18 protein-coding genes and 1 pseudogene are annotated in these 16,993 nt (G+C 37.7%); 3 read left to right on the forward strand and 16 right to left on the reverse strand.

The genetic code is table 11. From position 1 onward, the window contains the following. Positions 1-66: 66 nt before the first annotated feature. From NQ541_RS10630 to NQ541_RS10680, 12 genes are all read right to left on the reverse strand, one after another. Entirely contained in the window at positions 67-4,674 is a 4,608-nt protein-coding gene (locus NQ541_RS10630) for an endo-alpha-N-acetylgalactosaminidase family protein (protein ID WP_005610271.1), read from the reverse strand. 189 nt (positions 4,675-4,863) lie between these two features. Then, entirely contained in the window at positions 4,864-5,682 is an 819-nt protein-coding gene (locus NQ541_RS10635) for an IS3 family transposase (protein ID WP_005609355.1), read from the reverse strand. Further along, a complete protein-coding gene (locus NQ541_RS10640; protein WP_005609354.1) occupies positions 5,672-6,019 on the reverse strand; it encodes a transposase in 348 nt (115 codons plus the stop codon). Before NQ541_RS10640 ends, NQ541_RS10635 begins: the two co-directional genes overlap by 11 nt. A 70-nt stretch (positions 6,020-6,089) precedes the next feature. After that, a complete protein-coding gene (locus NQ541_RS10645; RefSeq protein ID WP_044940439.1) occupies positions 6,090-6,569 on the reverse strand; it encodes a hypothetical protein in 480 nt (159 codons plus the stop codon). Positions 6,570-6,626: 57 nt separating this feature from the next. Continuing rightward, positions 6,627-6,875, reverse strand: coding sequence for a hypothetical protein (locus tag NQ541_RS10650; RefSeq protein WP_259936220.1), 249 nt, complete (start codon positions 6,873-6,875; stop codon positions 6,627-6,629). Between the two features lie 105 nt (positions 6,876-6,980). Continuing rightward, positions 6,981-8,450, reverse strand: coding sequence for an ISLre2 family transposase (locus NQ541_RS10655; protein ID WP_005608328.1), 1,470 nt, complete (start codon positions 8,448-8,450; stop codon positions 6,981-6,983). Positions 8,451-8,749: 299 nt separating this feature from the next. After that, a complete protein-coding gene (locus NQ541_RS10660) occupies positions 8,750-9,355 on the reverse strand; it encodes an HDIG domain-containing metalloprotein (protein ID WP_005608959.1) in 606 nt (201 codons plus the stop codon). Between the two features lie 391 nt (positions 9,356-9,746). Beyond that, entirely contained in the window at positions 9,747-9,971 is a 225-nt protein-coding gene (locus NQ541_RS13350) for a PF20097 family protein (protein WP_044939966.1), read from the reverse strand. Between the two features lie 206 nt (positions 9,972-10,177). Continuing rightward, a complete protein-coding gene (locus tag NQ541_RS10665; protein ID WP_005608963.1) occupies positions 10,178-11,731 on the reverse strand; it encodes an ATP-binding protein in 1,554 nt (517 codons plus the stop codon). A 146-nt stretch (positions 11,732-11,877) separates the two neighbouring features. Beyond that, entirely contained in the window at positions 11,878-12,240 is a 363-nt protein-coding gene (locus NQ541_RS10670) for an NgoBV family restriction endonuclease (protein ID WP_233417816.1), read from the reverse strand. A gap of 14 nt (positions 12,241-12,254) precedes the next feature. Further along, on the reverse strand, positions 12,255-13,058 hold the full coding sequence (locus tag NQ541_RS10675; protein ID WP_005608967.1) for a DUF7687 domain-containing protein: 804 nt from the start codon (positions 13,056-13,058) through the stop codon (positions 12,255-12,257). Beyond that, positions 13,045-13,278, reverse strand: a complete 234-nt coding sequence (locus NQ541_RS10680; protein ID WP_005608970.1) for a helix-turn-helix domain-containing protein — start codon at positions 13,276-13,278, stop codon at positions 13,045-13,047. Before NQ541_RS10680 ends, NQ541_RS10675 begins: the two co-directional genes overlap by 14 nt. Positions 13,279-13,363: 85 nt before the next feature. On the opposite strand from NQ541_RS10680, the gene NQ541_RS10685 reads away from it, so the two are divergent. Continuing rightward, a complete protein-coding gene (locus tag NQ541_RS10685) occupies positions 13,364-14,227 on the forward strand; it encodes a DNA adenine methylase (protein WP_005608971.1) in 864 nt (287 codons plus the stop codon). A gap of 58 nt (positions 14,228-14,285) precedes the next feature. Here NQ541_RS10685 and NQ541_RS10690 read toward each other — a convergent pair whose 3' ends face one another. From NQ541_RS10690 to NQ541_RS10705, 4 genes and pseudogenes are all read right to left on the reverse strand, one after another. Further along, a complete protein-coding gene (locus tag NQ541_RS10690; RefSeq protein WP_233417818.1) occupies positions 14,286-15,014 on the reverse strand; it encodes a TRM11 family SAM-dependent methyltransferase in 729 nt (242 codons plus the stop codon). 111 nt (positions 15,015-15,125) lie between these two features. Next, positions 15,126-15,501, reverse strand: a pseudogene (locus NQ541_RS10695) (TnpV protein). A gap of 42 nt (positions 15,502-15,543) precedes the next feature. Further along, positions 15,544-15,684, reverse strand: a complete 141-nt coding sequence (locus NQ541_RS10700; protein WP_005608976.1) for an Arm DNA-binding domain-containing protein — start codon at positions 15,682-15,684, stop codon at positions 15,544-15,546. A 14-nt stretch (positions 15,685-15,698) separates the two neighbouring features. Continuing rightward, the gene (locus tag NQ541_RS10705; protein ID WP_009243123.1) at positions 15,699-15,890 is read right to left on the reverse strand and encodes a helix-turn-helix domain-containing protein; all 192 of its coding nucleotides are present in this window, start codon (positions 15,888-15,890) and stop codon (positions 15,699-15,701) included. 323 nt (positions 15,891-16,213) lie between these two features. Here NQ541_RS10705 and NQ541_RS10710 point away from each other — a divergent pair, with 323 nt between their 5' ends. Both NQ541_RS10710 and NQ541_RS10715 read left to right on the forward strand, forming a co-directional pair. Continuing rightward, on the forward strand, positions 16,214-16,525 hold the full coding sequence (locus NQ541_RS10710; RefSeq protein WP_233417817.1) for a hypothetical protein: 312 nt from the start codon (positions 16,214-16,216) through the stop codon (positions 16,523-16,525). Between the two features lie 28 nt (positions 16,526-16,553). After that, on the forward strand, positions 16,554-16,919 hold the full coding sequence (locus NQ541_RS10715; protein WP_044939974.1) for a hypothetical protein: 366 nt from the start codon (positions 16,554-16,556) through the stop codon (positions 16,917-16,919). The last annotated feature ends 74 nt before the right edge of the window (positions 16,920-16,993 follow it).

Raw genomic sequence — 16,993 nt, forward strand, 5'->3', positions numbered from 1 at the left:
ACAGGTTTTCTTGTTCCTGTCTGCCTGAACGGAGCATATTTTTTATTCAAACATCACTCTTTCATCTCAATTGTCTTTTTTCTTTTTGAGAAAATTTGCAAGAAGCATCATTGCAGAGACCAGTACCCCTCCTGCCACCGGTACAACCGGAGTTGTATCGCCGGTTTTTGTTGCTTTTCCAGATTTTTTTGTACCCATCGCCGGATTTTTCTGGTCAGCAGATGGCTTGCCACTTCCTGTCGTCTGTCCTGCACCATTCGAATTATCCGGAGTAGATGGCTTGCCTGGGGCAACCGGATCTGGATCTACCGGATTCGGATCTACCGGTTTTGGATCTACCGGATCTGGGTCAACCGGTTTTGGATCTACCGGTTTTAGTGCTTTCTGCTTCTCAACGAGCGTATCAGTTGCTGTTGCTACCTCTGTATGCTTAAGTTCCTTTTTCGTTTCCTTGCCTTCCAAAAGAAGTTTTGCAGCAGCTAATGCACTTTCAAAATCCGATGTGTCTTTATAATCTTTTACTATAATTTTCTCAGCTTCCTCTACTGCTTTTTCCAGTGCTGCAAAGTCAGCATTTGTCGCAAGTGGCTGTAATGCATTTATTGCATCCCTCACTTTTTGGGTCATCTCATCAACCTCACTCTGCTCTGTCCGTGGATTGTCAAGTACTTTCTCAGCCTCCGCAAGAATCTTGTCCAGACCGGCATAATACTCTGTCATATATACCGTTCTGTCTAATTTTTCTGCCTCATCTACTGCCTTCTGTAACTCTGAAAAGTCTGCCGGGATGTATGCCTCTTCTACATAGAAATTATCAACATAATATTCACTGCTCTGTCCTGTAATATCTACATAGCAGTCTTCTTCATCACCTGTTGTAAACTCGAGAACAAGCTTTCCACTCTGGGCATTTGCCACCGCACTTGCAAGCGTCTTTGAAGCCTTATCAGATTTTACTGCAAAAGTAAACGCATTTGCACTTGGTGCTTTATATTCAATGCCTACTTTATACTCTGTATTCGGTTTAAATCTAACCGTTGATGGAATGGTTCTCATATAATCTTTTGCACGAATCTTCAAAGAATAGTTTCCATCAATCACATCCGTCGTATACTCTGGATTCACTGGATTTTTCTGAGATAAATGCGACTGATCAGACTCCGTAGACACAAATACTCCAAAGCCCTGATCTACATTTTCAAAATCCTCCCAATAAGTATACTTATTCGGATCCGGGTTAGTAGAAGCATCAACTTTTGCCACCCGCACATCATCAAAGTCAACAACCGATGTATCGCTTTTTCCTGCTGCTGCAGAAAGCGTTAATTTGACCGTGTCAGATGCCGCAGTAAAACGTACCTGCATACGCTGAGCCTTAGTCAAATATTTATCATTATGATGAACTCCATACGTGACATTACTCTGTTCCATATAATTTGAAACTACTTCGTCCCCGTTCTTTACCTCAATTGATGCTTTTCGTCCATCATCAGTAATGCACCATACAGATGCCGAATAAGCCTGCCCCGGAACCAGACCTGTTAAAGTCTGACTTACCTGTCCATCTTTTGTTCCCTCTATATAAAGGTGTGCATTTCCAAGACTATTATCCTTAATCTTTATATGATCTACACTATCAGATGTAGATGATGGTTTCCACTCATCAAAATTATAGGAATCGAATCCCATATCTTTCACAGGAGATCCTGTAGACCACTCCATTGTATCAGCCGTATCAACTTTTACAGCATCCTCTTTGTAAAGTACATATCCTGTTTTTGCTGTCGCATCAATTGTTACTTTACGTCCTGTCACAGGAAGCGTTTTCTTATCAGATTTTCCTTCTGCAGACAGTTTATAAATCGTTACCTCAGTTACATTTCCCCAGGATTCCGGAAGTGTCCAGGTACTTGAACCTCCATCTTTATTATAATGATAAATCTTACCCTGCTCATCATCATCCTTTTCCCATGGAATGAAAATCTTATTTCCTTCGGCAACTTTTTCACCGTCCAGCGTAATAACATTAACGTTATTCACGATCTCAGTTACTACTTCGTTACTATTTCCCAGAACTGCCCGCGATTCGCTTTCATACTGCATCAGCGGATACTGTGCAAGGAACTTAGCCGGAAGTACTTCGCAATAAAATGTATCCAGCGAATCATTCATACTTGCTGCATTATTTCCCTGTGAAGACTGCTGCCAACCGTCAATACCAGCACCACCTTTGCTTGCTCCGCCTGTATCGCCGCCGTTGTTTCTCGATTGTATTCCTCTGAACAAAGTTGTTCCCTGGAAAATATCAGACTGGTTGTTCTCTACAAAACGAACCAGATTTCCTGCTCCTTTAAAGTTGCCTGCCCCGGTCTGAATACCATGGACAAATACACTGTGGGAAACCATTTCATCAGGATTCTCTGTTCCAAGAATAATGTTGCGGCCTTTTATATTCTGTATTAATTTATACATCGGCCATCTTGTTCCAAAGAATACATCTACATATGTCGTATCAATCTTTCCCTGCGTATCTTTATCGTATAATTGCGAAAAACGTCCATCCAATCCATTTTCTGATGTGTCAAGATCGTCGTTCTCACGAATAATGCCTTTTGAACTATCATACCAATCCCAGGCCGGAAGGCTTGCTGCAAGCTTTCCATACTGCGGAGCTTCCGGGTAAGTATCTGTCTGGTTTACATGAATACCTATTTGTGCATTATACTTTTCTGCCTCACTCAGCAAAGTGTTGAAATCTTCCAGACCACCAGCATGCTTATTATAATTTGCATAATCCGGATGAGATGAGTCATGTCCTTCACCTTGATATCCCTTGATAATAATATTCTGCCCAAATCCATCTGTAGCCAGATACATCTTCTTCACATTATCCAAAATACGGAGAAATGGATATTGAGCTTCGGATCCTACATTCATTGCGATCATTGTCCAGGAGTCTGTCACTTCGTCCGCTCCACTTTTTCTGGTCATGCACTTATCCCGAAGTACAATCGCACCATCCTGAGCGTCTACTTTTCCATCTCCATTGCAATCTGCTGTGACCGCTACCTTGACTGCAGGCAGATACATTATCTCTCCATCCAGTCCACGGTAAGTATACTCATTCATCCATAAACCTGTAGAATTATGGTCTCCTGCCGCAAACGTCTGGTATGCTACTTCATGACGGTTTTTATATGATTCTCCACTTAATGCAGCAGCAACATTCCGATTACTTAACACTGCAAGCGTCGTCTCATTATATGCTTCTGATGCATTGGCTGAAGAAAGCGAAATCGCATTCTGTCCCTGATAATTATTTACAGTCAGCTTTCCGTCCGCATCTTTACTTGACATAGAAATCAAACTGTGACGCGGGAAATTCAAAGTGTACAGTTTCGTCTGATCATCAACTATATTTTTTACATTCATAGAAAGGACATTTCCTTCTACAGTAAATATAACATCAAATGAAATTCCTGTCGTCGCCTCTGACACATGATAAACCGCTTTATTCTCACTGATATCTGCTGTAACATCCGGTGTATAAAGTTTATTATTTAACTCAATCTGATGTAATGCAAGTTCCTGTCCTTTTACAGTCTCCCCACCGTTCTTTAATGTATAATCGATTACCCGCGGGAATGCACGGTCCAGACGGACTGTCATGGCATCTGACTGAATTGTTACAGGCTCTGTATTTTCCACAACTGTCGGTACAGCTGCATTCTCCTGCGTAAACTTCTGGATGAGCATTCCATTATTACTTCCGGTTCTGAATCCCACTTTTCCCGGATTTGTCGTAACATTACTAAGTTCTCTATTAAGAATTTCCTCATTATCAACAAATACTGTCACATACTTGTCCACAATCCTTACTTTTATCTTATATGGAACCACTCTATTTGCAAGAATAAAACCACTGTCATTATATTCACTTCCAAGAAGTGACTGTCCCTGTGCATTCCAGATATTCCATCTGGTATAATGCTGATTATTCTGTGAAGACGGTCCAACATAGAAATACTCATTATCACTTACATACCGGAGAACTGCCCCATATCCACAATTATCATTCATTGGATCGTATGTAAATTCAATTTCCTGGTCTTTCAGGCTTGCCGAATTATCATCAATAAATACGCCATCTCCCTGAAGCTTCATGGCACCATTTTCCAGACTCATAGAACCGCTTCCACTCTTTTTCGTAAAGCCGTCTGCTCCGTCTGCCGCAAAATTTCTTGTATAGGATACCGTCGGTTCCGGAATGTTAATATTAATCGTGAATGTCTGTGTCTGCCCATCTTCGAATTCAAAAACCAGCTTTGTACTGGATTGACTTTTGATCTTTTCAAGATAAGTTGTCTTAATTGTGACATTCTGACCATTTACAGTATAATCCGTTCCCCTTTCCAATACCTCTGATCCATTTTTAATCGCACTTAATGTATTCTCGCCTGTTATTGCCACTTCAATATCCTGTGCTGCCGCTGTATCCTGTTCAAGTTTCACACTTTTCGGATCAATCGAAACTGCTGAAAAAATATCGGAAGTTTTTATATTGTCAAACTTCAAAGCACATCCATGGGTTTCTGTTGGTTCTCCCCAGACTCTCATTCCAATCTGTCCGGACATCGTATCACTAAATGCATCTACTGTCTGATCAATAATCACCTCTCCATCCTGATAAACCTTGATCTGCTTTCCACGATACTCCAGTTTGATATGATGCTTCTGGTTTATATCTATAGTGGCTCAGTTGTCAAGACAAAAATCTAAGATTTTTATAATGAACTGATATGGTTGATAAGTAACAAGGAACATGGGGAGGATAGTGGAACACTCCCCAGATCCATATATGCATTAAGCTGCATACGGCAAAAGCATTGCCGGGTAGTAACATTCAGCCGGTGTTTTGTAATCAAGGGCAGAATGGCATCTTTCAAAGTTATAGGTGTGGACATATCGTCCAATAGCAACTCTGGCATCCTTGATGTTGTTATACAGCGTCAGATAAGCTTCTTCATACTTGAAGCTGCGGAACCATCGCTCAATCATGATGTTGTCAGCCCAACGGCTTTTTCCATCCATACTCTGACGGATACCGTTTTCTTTTACAAATTCAATGTATTTCTGACTTGTGAACTGACAACCCTGATCAGAGTTCAAAATCTGTGGTTTTGACACAGCAAATGCTTTTTTTAGAGCATTGATAACCATTCTGGTATCAAGGGTATCATCGACTTCCCAGCCTACGATACAACGGCTGTACCAGTCGATTACAGCTGTCAGATACAGAAATCCGTGTCTGATTGGAATATATGTAATGTCAATAGACCACGCCTGATTTGGTGCATCTATGACGGCATTTCGAAGAAGATAAGGACATCCCTTTGCCTGTTGCATCCGCTTGGAAAGATTCATCTTAGGATAGATTGGGTAAATATCCATCTCATTCATATAGCGGCGTGCTTTACGACGCCCAACATGATAACCTCTGTTTTTGAGTTGTGCAGACATTTGCCTTGCACCCCAGGTTGGATTATCCGTATGAAGATGGTCGATAATCTCTTTACAAGCCAGTTCTTCGTCTGATACAGGTGAAGTCTTGTAATAGATGCTTGTACGGTTGATATCAAGCAGTTTTGCTCCTACAGATGCCGGGATTTCTTTAGTAGTCAAAAGGTTTTGGACTAAACTTACTCTCGTAGTCAGGTCCACAAATTTCTTCAGATTTTTTTTTGAGCCAGTCAACCTGCATGGTTAACTGACCAACCTTTTTCGCATACTCCGCCTTTTCCTTGCGTTCTTCAGCAAGCTTGTCTTTGAGGTTTTCCTGACGCTTGTCATCGAATACTGCAGAGGCATTGTTAAGGAATTCTTTCTTCCAATTGCGGAGCAGATTTGGTTGGATGTTATTCTCGGTTGCAAGGGTGTTGAGATCTTTCTCGCCCTTAAGCAGCTCGATTACCAGGTCTGATTTAAATTTGGCACTAAAGTTTCTTCTTTGTCTGGACATAATGATGAATCCTCACTTTCATACTGATTTTAGTATATCAGATTCATTAATATTTGTCCGAAAAAGTGTCTTAATTTATGAGACCATTATAATCTGATGCATCAAACGTCGTCTTTGTGGAATTAAGATCTCCCCAGTTAGAAGAACCTTTCTGCCAGAACCAGTGAGTACCGTCTACTCCAATTCCTTCCCAGTCAGAGGAAGAATTGTAACGGAACAAAATCAACATTCTCGCCCCATTCGGTCCTTTCGTCAGGGTAAGATCCATTTCAAGAATTCCATCCTGACGGGTTTTGGAATTTCCATATTTGAAAAAGGACTCTCCTGCAGACTCAAGTACCATAAATCCATCATCACCCTCACCATTTTGGAAAGTGATCGTTCCATTTGCCCCATCTTTTACCCAGCCGCCCTGACTGTTCTCGTCGGTAAAATCGATCATCTCCTGCGTCACCGCTGCCTTTGCTACATTCCCCGGTATCGGTACCGCATTTGCAATCATACAAGCAGATAAAGTTGCAATGGTAACTCGCTTTAATTTGTTTTTCATAAACTCGCCCCTCCATGCCATTAGATATTTTGCCTATTTTTTATCTCTGTGCCATTTTCATTTTGCATATATTATATCTTTTTTCTTCTTTTTTTTCAATATCGGCGTTTCTTTTGATTGCGTAAATTTACCTTCGGAAATAATGGTGTAGAGTCCACCCACGATGCTCTGATAAAATATCAGGCAATGACTTTTGGATTTAATATAACTCTTTTTTGTATTCGAAGCAAGCCCAGTTTTTCTTCTGGGCAGACTCCGGCTTATTCCTCTTGGCTGTGCTTTTGACCAGATACTTTCATCTGTCAAGGATGCCCTGCACCACTTGTGGCTTCGTCCTTGACAGATGAAAGTATCTGGTCTTCTTTGTAATCAAGAGGAACAAACCTCTTGATTACATTCCATGTGCACTGTCTATAATCCCCATATATGTGCATTAAAGTTCACGATCTTTTTATTTTGTAGCGACATGCTATGACTAATGTACTCTGTATATTTCCCAAGTTCTCCATGTCTGTTTTTTTCTGACTGGATCATCTGAGCGCTGCTCAGAACATCATATTCGGCTCCTGCAGCTTTCTGTAAATCTCTTTTTTGATATCTTACCAGTTCTAGCATATCTCCTCCATTGAGCTCATATGCTCTAAGTTTTGCCATTTTTGTTGCGCCTGTAATACTCCAGCCCATTGGTCTTGAACTCATTCTGTTGGATAATACATGACTCACATGCCCTTCGGTGCTGCTTCCTTTTACCCTGTTCTGATGTCTCAAACGTAGCTTAGCAGCTGTCCAGTTCGACAGAATATATTCCCTGCCAGTAGCAATTCGTTTTAATCCTGTTTCATCAACCAGACAATCTTCCAATCGATCAACGATTTCCTCAAAGTCCTGTTTTGTTTTACTTCTAATCGCTGCACGAAGTTCATCTAGTGCATCTTCCTTGCTGTCCTTCATGTGACTGGTCAACTTGATCAGATACTTCTCAAGATGAAATTCATCTAGTACATATGTGATTCCTGCTATCCGTTTCATTCCAGATTTAATCCAGCTTCCACCATCTGAACTCAGATATACTTTTTTGACTTTATCCAGGTCATAATGGTTGTTGATATATTCATAAACTTCATCCCAGAATTCCGCATTTTCTTCACCATAACTAGTTCCACAGAAGTAATACGGATTCACGAGTTTATGTCTTTTGCTCTGAGGTGCTTCGTTTTCAATTCCTTCGTGAACATAGACAAGCTTTGTGATCAGACAGTTGTTCTTCCGGTGATTCTCGTTTTCAATCAAATCACCTTTTTTCTCTCTGAACTGAAGTGACGCATGATCCTCATCCGCCTCGATATAGAGGTATTCCACCTCTTTTTTCTTTTCTGGCTTCTCCTTGTTTTTAGGAAATTCAAGCGCATGGATCTTATTTTTTACAGTCTGTTTTTTCACATCTGTTGTCAGGCTTGTTTCTTCTCCGCCACGTCTGTACGAGGTCTGAACAGACTCCTTAAGCATTCTGGCTAGCGCGTCTTCTGTGATACGTTCATGTTTCTCTAACCCCATTATTCGATCAAGAAGATACTCGCTTTCACCTGTTTCCTTATTCGTGAATAACGTTTTTTCAAATGTAACTGCCCCCAGTGATGTAATCAGCTGCTTGGTATCATGAGATTCAACCACCCAGTGTTGCAAACGTTTTGGGCTCTTTCTGAGCATCTGATTCATTTCTTCCAGGGATTCCTGTATCATTTTCAGTCCGAGGTTATGCAATTCTTCTGTGAGCCCCAGAACGTACTCAGCAAGCTTTTTCGGATTTTTTATGAAATCATCCTCAAGTTTTTCAAATCTTTTAATGCATTCTTCTTCAAAATATTTTATACTGTTGTACATAGAGAACACCTTTCTTTGCTTTAGTATTTTGGTCGTGCTTAATACTTTATCACAAAGTGGTGTTCTCTTTTTATCTATTTTCCATTATCCGAGAAAAATTTTACGCTAGCGTTTCTTTTTATTTATTTTTGTTATTTTATACAATTTTATCGTGCTTGTTCCATCACTTTGCTTGTTCCCCTTGCTTTTTATATAAGAAGGCTGCAAAAACATTTCTTTCAAATGCTTTTGCAGCCTTCTTTACCTCTCCAATCATTTTCTTTATCAGGTGGAATTCTGTTCAATTCCTATGTGCTTCCCTATTCCTGTTCTTCTTCCATCTCAGCCCGGATCGTATCTTCAGATGCTGCCATTGCCTGCAGGGTCATGGTAAGAAGCTTTTCAAGTTCCCAGCCCAGTTGCTTTGCACCTCTTTCAATGACTTCTCTTGAACATCCCGCAGCAAATCCTTTGCTTTTATATTTTTTCTTCAGAGATTTTAATTCCATATCTTTTGTACTTTTTGACGGACGCATCAACGCAGCCGCCCAGATCAGACCTGTCAGTTCGTCTGCCGCAAATAGTACTTTTTCCATCTCATGAACGGGTTCTACATCAATCATCTTTCCACATCCTACTGTGATTCCGTATCCATGAGAACATACTGCATGGATCAGATCTTCTGTAATTCCAGCTTCTCTTAAAAGCTCCGGTGCTTTCAAACAATGCTCTTCCGGGTACAATTCAAAATCAATATCATGAAGCAGTCCTGCGATGCCCCAGTATTCTGCATCTTCTGCGTATCCCAGTTCATTTGCATACCACTTCATAACAGTCTCTACAGTCAGAGCATGCTGAATGTGAAACGGATCTTTATTATATTTTTTAAGTAACTCAAAAGCATCTTTTCTAGCAATATGTTCCATGTTGCTTCCTCCCTTTTATCCGCAGTCTTTCCTACTATTCAGATAGGTTATATTTTACTTTGATCTTTACTGCTTGTCAAGGCGGGAAGCATTTTTACTTTTTTGCCGCAAGTAACTTCTGACTGGCACATAGTCTATGCGATTTCTTTCGATGTTGACTGTATAAAATTGTAGTTACAGCTGTGCCGGCTGTGAAGATTGCCGTCAGTATGTAGATTATTTGAGGTAAACGTGACTTCATTTTCATCATGCCTCACTTTCAATACTTCTTGCGTTCCCTGCAGCACTATCCTATCACATTTCTTCGCTACCCCATCCACGTCCAAAAGCGGTGGCATATCTAAACTATATCTTTTTATTCAGTATATATTTTTTTCCGAACAGTCAGTTTCTATTCGCTTTTAACTGAATAATCAATGATAACTTTCCTGCAGACAGGGCAATGATACGCAATACAGGTTGGTTTCGACCAATTATGAGAACTTAATACTATTTCATCTTTTTTTGCCAGTGCCGGTATAAGCCAAGTTCTGTCAGCTCTCGTTGTGAAGAAAATTTCGCGTTGACTCTGAACCGCGCCACATATCATTTCCTCGTTACAATATGGACATCTCATTATTCTCCCTCCCTTTGTAAATCTACTTTTGGTATATTATTCCTTTCAAAATTCCTGATCCTGCAGTACGTCCATCTTCACGATATCAGACCGGTGTATTGCGGTGTGCAAATGGTGATTTTCCATGTGCTTTGTGTGGGGAAATCCGGATTTTCCGTTTTGCCCGTATGATTTTTGAGAATTTTGTTATCATGGTGTTATCATGATTATGGCTCAACAATTCCGGCTGCACTCTGCTGTTCGATAAACGTTCGCATTAAGTCTATGGATTGCTTTAATTCTTCTCTTGTATACCTTGGATTATTTTTATTTTCCGGATGATGTATCTGATGTCGTATATATTCTGTCAAAACTTTCTGTTCATCTATAATAGAATTATTCCTACCTATGCGTTTGTATAATCTCGTTGGCTTTCCTTGAATATACGAGTTTTTCCATCCCTGAAATTCTATAAATGAATATAATTCATCATGATATTCCTCTGTAACTTCATTAAATGCTATATAATTTACTTCATTTAATGACGGATATTGAAGTTGTCCCGGAAGAACACCTAATATTTCTTTATTTCCTTCTTCATTTTCTTTAATAAGGCGTAAATCTGTAAACTGTAATTGCTTAACAATGTAAGAACTATGTGTTGTCAATATAACCTGCGTATTTGCGACTGAAGCTAATGTCTTAAAGGCTTCTATTAATATCCGCTGATTATCTGAATGTTGTGAAGTTTCTGGCTCTTCTATCGCATATATTACACCCGTATTACCTTGTTCTTGGCAGTGCCTCTCCGCCTCAGCCCTGAAAAAATTTAACAATACAAGTCTTTTTACTCCGCTTCCTCGTTTATTAATTGGAATATCTTCATCGCCTGATATTGATACATTTTTAAAGACATCCTGCCACTTAAGACTGTCTGCTGATGGGATTATCGGATTCAAACTTGCTGCAATTGCTGGATCCATTTCTCGAAGTTTAGTTAATGTTCTATCTGCTACTTCTTTTAATTTGTTTTCAACCTCAGTTGCAACCTCTGCCAATGTTGCCTGTAATTCTGTATCACTCAAAATTTGTTTTACAGCTGTTTTCAATGGATCTTGTATTTCGTCATCTCCATCGCTATTTTTTCTATCTGATTGAAATAATGAATATGTCGGTAAATAATTCGATAATTTTTCCCAGATCTTCTTCGCATCTTCTTTTGATGCATCAATCTCTATGACATCCTGTTGCAAATCATCGGAAAATTTATTCCAAATTGCTTTCCTCATTTCAGCATTTACAGTTTGATTTTCACATTCAATATTTTCACTTTTTATTATCTTTTTTAAATCACTATTCTTTTTTAATAATAATTCTGCACATTTACCATTCGTTGGATGCTTAGCTTTAATAAATACCTTGGCTGCTCCACCATTTTTATATCTCTTTATGACTTCCAACTGTCCATCAGCATTAAGCATAAATTCATCTTGCAACGAAGTTTCAACTGTCGAATCTATAATTATCTTTTCTGGTAACTCCGAGAAACATACAGAAATTTCTATATCTAAATCTTCTTCCTTTTTGCCCCTCACATTAACATCCGTTTTATCTAATTTTATTACACCTTTTCCATCATTAAAAAATATATCTAAGGCTTCTAAAATCGTAGATTTTCCAATATCATTCTTTCCAACAAAGACTGTTAAATCATTTAATTCTATTTTTGTTTCGTCTTTGTATCCTCGAAAATTCTTGATTTTTATAGAATCTATTTTCACCTAATCTCCTCCATTTCTATATTTTTCCGCCAATTGTTAGCACTCCTATTCAGCGAGTGCTATTTTAATTTATTATAAACTGTTCGTATATTCTTGTCAATTCTAAAAAATGGACAATCCATCTTAGACTGTCCATTCTTTCTATCTTACCCTTCCAATTCATCAATTTTAGCTTGTGCTTTATTTATTTTTTCTTTAGCCTTTTCCGCATTCTTTTTTTGCTTTTCTATATCATCCTGTATTTTACCAACTTTACCCACATTATTTTTTTCTTGCTCTGCATGCAATTTTTGATGATACAGTTGTATTCTCTCTTTAATTTTCTCATACTGATCTGTTGCCTTTGCCAAATCACTTTTTGCTTTTTCTAACTTCCTAACAGATTTTAAATCATATTTATCTTTTATCTCAGACCATCTCGGAATACTAAGATCAATCCCCGTTTCCTGTTTATAACTTCTCAAAAAAGCAGATTTCCAAGTTCCAGCGTTATTATGTGTCTTCTTCAATATTGTAACCAATCCTATTTTGCAAACTCTGCAAGAACTTCTCTCCATCTTGTCAGAACTTCTTTTCCGACAATAAGTTCATCTATAAGCCCCATATTAAGTGTATCAATAAATCTGCACAAATAGGATTTCCCTTGTCCCCAGAAAGTATAATGGCTGTCAATAAACATCACATGATATACTTGCTGTCCGGTTCTATCGTATATTTCGTTAAATTCATATCCATCAAGTTCTGCTTCATATACAGCATCTGCAACTCTACTCCCAAATGACTTTGAATAATAATACTCTTTTATTTCCCACACTATCTTCGGATTATAAATCGAAGGATATGCTCCATCAAATCTTCTTGAAGATGCTCCAATAATCTTTCTATTATTCAACAGATACACAAGCCCTCTTGGATCTGGATTAAATTCCTCATCTCCACCAAGCATTTCTTCTGCTATCATAGTAATAATTGCGGTAAAATAATTTACTTTTTTGATCTCTTTACGTTGTTTGTTCATAATCAGCTTACATTTATATTTTCCGCTATTTCTCATTTCTTCAAATATCTGTTTAGCCTCATCAACATCCATCAAATTTTTCTCAATTGTATTATTTAACAAATCCGCTCTCATATTACAATATAAAACAGCTTTATTAATTCTATCTGGGGAAACTTCAATATTCTCTTTTTCACACAATTTTTCTATTTGCTCTACTGTATAAGTTAAAACGATTCCATTTCTAGAATACCCCAATTTTTCGCTAATAAATCGTATAAAAAACCAAAACGATTTATCTTCTCTTCTAAATTCCTTAAATGCCTTCATATTGCTCCACCTCAATAAATAATTCCGACTTCTTCATTTGCAATGCATGCGCAATTTTGTCTATATTTTCCAGAGAAACATTACGTTTACCAAGTTCTATGTCACTTATATATGTCCTATGCAATCCGCATAAATCACCTAGCTCTTCTTGTGATATTTTCTTATCTTGTCGTATTGCTCTTACTGCTTTTCCATAAGCGACACGTATTTCTTCCTGCATTGCTTGACACCTCCAATTAGTTAAATTATAATAGCACTGTAGACTTTGAGTCTACAGACTATAAGTTACATGTGAGGTTTGAGCAATGTCCAAAGTACCAGCATTATTAAAGTGGATCGGAAATAAGCAACGCTTTGCCGAAACCATTATTTCATATATGCCTGAACAATTTAATAACTACTATGAACCATTTTTGGGGAGCGGTGCTGTAATGGCACAATTACTATACCAAAACAGTACAACCAGCACCCCTATGTTTACTCATTCATATGCCAGCGATATCTTACCATTTTTAATTGATATTTTTAATATCATCAAATATGATCCGCAGCAAATAAAAAATTATTATTCAAAGGAAATTGAAGATTATTATAAAGATCCTAGTAACAAATACAATGAAATTAGAGATAGATTTAATAGCAATCATAATGCCCTTGATTTCTGTCTTCTATCACGTACATGCTACTCCGGAATAATTCGTTTTCGAAAAGCAGATGGGTATATGTCCACTCCCAAAGGTCCACATAACCCTATCAAGCCAGAAACCTTTTCAAAAAGAGTAGATTTATGGCATGATCTTATAAAAAACTCGACTTTTTCAACTATGTCATTTGAAGAATGTATGGATAAAGCACAACCTGGTGACGTAGTTTATTGTGATCCACCATATACTCATAGCCAAAGCATTATTTATGGTGCTCAAACTTTCAATATAGAAACATTATTCAATAAAATAGCTGAATGCAAGGCTAGAGGTGTTTATGTAATGTTATCAATCAATGGTACACGTGAATCCAACAAAAAAGATATTTCTATCACACCACCTATAGGTTTATTTGAAAGAGAAATTTTTGTTAATTGTGGTACCTCTATGATTGATCGATTGCAAAATGCTGGTCAAACCATGCAAAACGAAGTTGTTCATGATAAACTGCTTCTTACTTGGTAAATAATTTTTCACAAAGGAGATACTCGACACTGGTCCCGTATCTCCTTTTACAATATTGCTATTTTTCCAACACGAATATGTATTCATGTGCCAACATTAAAAATGTTTTTTCTATATTATCCCAATATTCTGTGGTCTTGCAATTATGCTGTTCTTTTATAATAATTTCTTTAAGTTTAAATCCTGCATCAACAAATTTTTGCATAGAGTTCATTCCCAGTGGCAGCACATAGCCTTTCTTCCGTATATCTCCAATCATAAATGTACATATTCCTTGTTTTTTCAGTACTCTATATGATTCTTTTGCAACCTTTTCCAGTTCCTTCAAAAAATCCTCATATTTTAAATGAGAAATATCTCCTGGTATTTCTTTACTATACCGTATAATGTCTGCATATGGTGGATGTGTACAGATAAGATCTATACTTTCATCTTTTATAAATGATAAATTGTTTGCGTTTCCTTGTTTGGTGAATATTTTTGATTTTTCTTGACAAGTAAAATTTAGATTTGTGTTAGATAATTTGACAGCTTCAGAATTTATATCAACACCGATTGCATTTCTTCCCAATAACTTGGCTTCAATCAATGTTGTACCACTGCCTAAGAATTGATCTAGTATCCAATCTTTTTTCTTTGAGTATCGTAAAATAATATTTCTAGGAATATACGGAGACCAGTTTCCTCTGTATTTTCCTGAATGCGTAGCCCAATTTCCTCTTTCAGGAAAAGACCATATTGTCGTATCTTCTAATTTAAATTTTTCTGGTGCTTCTCTTATAAGAATCTCCCCTTTCTTTTTCTACTCATTATACTTCTATGGTATTTACTTGTCCATAAAAAATCCCCCTTCAAATATTAAATATCAATAAACATTTGAATAGAGATTTCTTATGCATTACAAGTATATGTTTTCTTTCAATACTACTTCTTCAGCATTTGCTTTGATATTATTCATCCTCCTCACCCATTCCATCTGATCTTGCATCTTCAGTTCTTCTGTCACTCCCCACTGTTCAGCCATCTGCTCAATCAGCATTTCAACTTTTTCCTTTACCTCTTTATCAGCCTGATTCAGATGCTCCGTCAGTTTCCCGGTCAGTACCAGATATTGATACTTCGCACTCCGGTGCTCTATCAAAAATTGTTTTCGCATTATTCCATATTTCCCATACGTAGGTTCTTCCTCATTGATTTCTAAATCCGGCAGATAATAATCTCCATGCAATGTGTAACTGAGTCCGTTTTTTTTCATCAAAAATATTTTTCTCCATATTCTTACAACTCCATTCCTCTGTACTTTGCTTTGTTCTTATTTATCTGTGCATTGTGTTCTTCACTTCGTTCTCTTGCCCATTGAACCCTCTTTTCAGCTTCTGCGTTTTCTTTCCTGTCCAGTCAATATAACGGAAGCTCACATACCAGATTCCCTGTGTTTTGTCTTTGTAAGCTGACATCTAAAAAATCTCCTTCATACTGCTCTCTGAGAGCATCCATAAAATTTTGTTTCCCAGTAGGGACGTGGAATCTTTCCACGAACTGCCACATATCCTTCTTTTGCCAGTTCATCGTTGAGTTGCTTTAGAATAGAATATGCTTTACTGCGTTTCACTCCTAATTCTTCCATGACATCATCAACAGTCATCATATAATTAGTTCTCATAGTTTCCTCCTTTCCAGTCACTTTTGTGACTCTTTCGCTGTTTTCTTATAATAATATTTGTGCTAGAATAGAATCACAAATATTATCAAGGAGGCAGCACATTATGGTAGGTAAAAAATCCGGGCATTCCGGGAATTTAGAGATACAGTTAGATACAGTTAGCCGAGCTGTCCGGCATTAATGTAGGTACAATCAGAAAATATAAACTTGGAATCCGGAATCCAAAACCGGATCAGTTAGAAAAGATAGCAACTGCACTGGGATTAAATGTTAGTGTTTTTCTGGATTTTAATATTGAAACAGTCGGAGACGTACTCTCTCTGTTGTTTTCTATTGATGATTCAGTGAACCTCTCACTTGCTGAGATGCCTGAGCAGAAGATTTCACTGACGTTCGATAATCCTACAATGCAGGACTTTTTCAGGAAATGGTGTCAATTTAAAAATGTCTATGAAAAGGGAAAAGCTGAAATATTAGCTATTAAAGAGGAAGATAAAAGACAGGAAGAACTGGATAAGCTCAACGCTCCCCAGGAAGAATGGAAGCTGCGTGCTATGGGAACTACGATAGGTTGTCATACTATCGTCAAAAAAGGCACTGAGGACAATACTGTCAGGGTTTATGATCTAACTTAATTTTTGCATTTATAGAAAGTGTGACGAAATGGTTACTTTTAGATTAATGGAAGAAACTGATCAATATCTTATTTATTGGTATTTTCCAAATGGTGATGAAGATGAGATGCATGGAATTATACTAATTGACAAATTAAATGAAACTGTAGAAATCCAGAAAATGGCACATAATGATTTTTCTCATATTGTTACTGTAGCCGAACAAAATGAACTCAGAGATTCTGTTAATGACATGAGAAGAGAAGAAGAGCTTCCACTTTTAACGGAAGAAGAATGGCCTTCAGCAACAACTGAATTTACAAAAACTTTTTTTGCAGATCATGCAATCAGCAAAATCATAGAAGGCTACAATTCTAGGGAAATTTTAAAAGAAGGAATGTCTGCCTGGTATTAAAAAGCGAAAATTATATATTTTGTTATCATTCTGTTATCACAAACGGTTGTCAGGATACTCTCCCGGCAACCGTT

It is taken from the genome of [Ruminococcus] lactaris ATCC 29176 (genome assembly GCF_025152405.1).
GTDB classification, from domain to species: Bacteria; Bacillota; Clostridia; order Lachnospirales; family Lachnospiraceae; genus Mediterraneibacter; species Mediterraneibacter lactaris.

What these genes read in the sequence shown, in the direction of transcription:
- NQ541_RS10660 (WP_005608959.1), bottom strand. Translation starts at nt 9,355, where the DNA reads ATGGAACATATTGCTAGAAAAGATGCTTTTGAGTTACTTAAAAAATAT.
- NQ541_RS10680 (WP_005608970.1), bottom strand. Translation starts at nt 13,278, where the DNA reads ATGCAGGAAGAAATACGTGTCGCTTATGGAAAAGCAGTAAGAGCAATA.
- NQ541_RS10655 (WP_005608328.1), bottom strand. Translation starts at nt 8,450, where the DNA reads ATGTACAACAGTATAAAATATTTTGAAGAAGAATGCATTAAAAGATTT.
- NQ541_RS10700 (WP_005608976.1), bottom strand. Translation starts at nt 15,684, where the DNA reads ATGTCAGCTTACAAAGACAAAACACAGGGAATCTGGTATGTGAGCTTC.
- NQ541_RS10645 (WP_044940439.1), bottom strand. Translation starts at nt 6,569, where the DNA reads ATGAAAAACAAATTAAAGCGAGTTACCATTGCAACTTTATCTGCTTGT.
- NQ541_RS10640 (WP_005609354.1), bottom strand. Translation starts at nt 6,019, where the DNA reads ATGTCCAGACAAAGAAGAAACTTTAGTGCCAAATTTAAATCAGACCTG.
- NQ541_RS13350 (WP_044939966.1), bottom strand. Translation starts at nt 9,971, where the DNA reads ATGAGATGTCCATATTGTAACGAGGAAATGATATGTGGCGCGGTTCAG.
- NQ541_RS10705 (WP_009243123.1), bottom strand. Translation starts at nt 15,890, where the DNA reads ATGAGAACTAATTATATGATGACTGTTGATGATGTCATGGAAGAATTA.
- NQ541_RS10715 (WP_044939974.1), top strand. Translation starts at nt 16,554, where the DNA reads ATGGTTACTTTTAGATTAATGGAAGAAACTGATCAATATCTTATTTAT.
- NQ541_RS10685 (WP_005608971.1), top strand. Translation starts at nt 13,364, where the DNA reads ATGTCCAAAGTACCAGCATTATTAAAGTGGATCGGAAATAAGCAACGC.
- NQ541_RS10675 (WP_005608967.1), bottom strand. Translation starts at nt 13,058, where the DNA reads ATGAAGGCATTTAAGGAATTTAGAAGAGAAGATAAATCGTTTTGGTTT.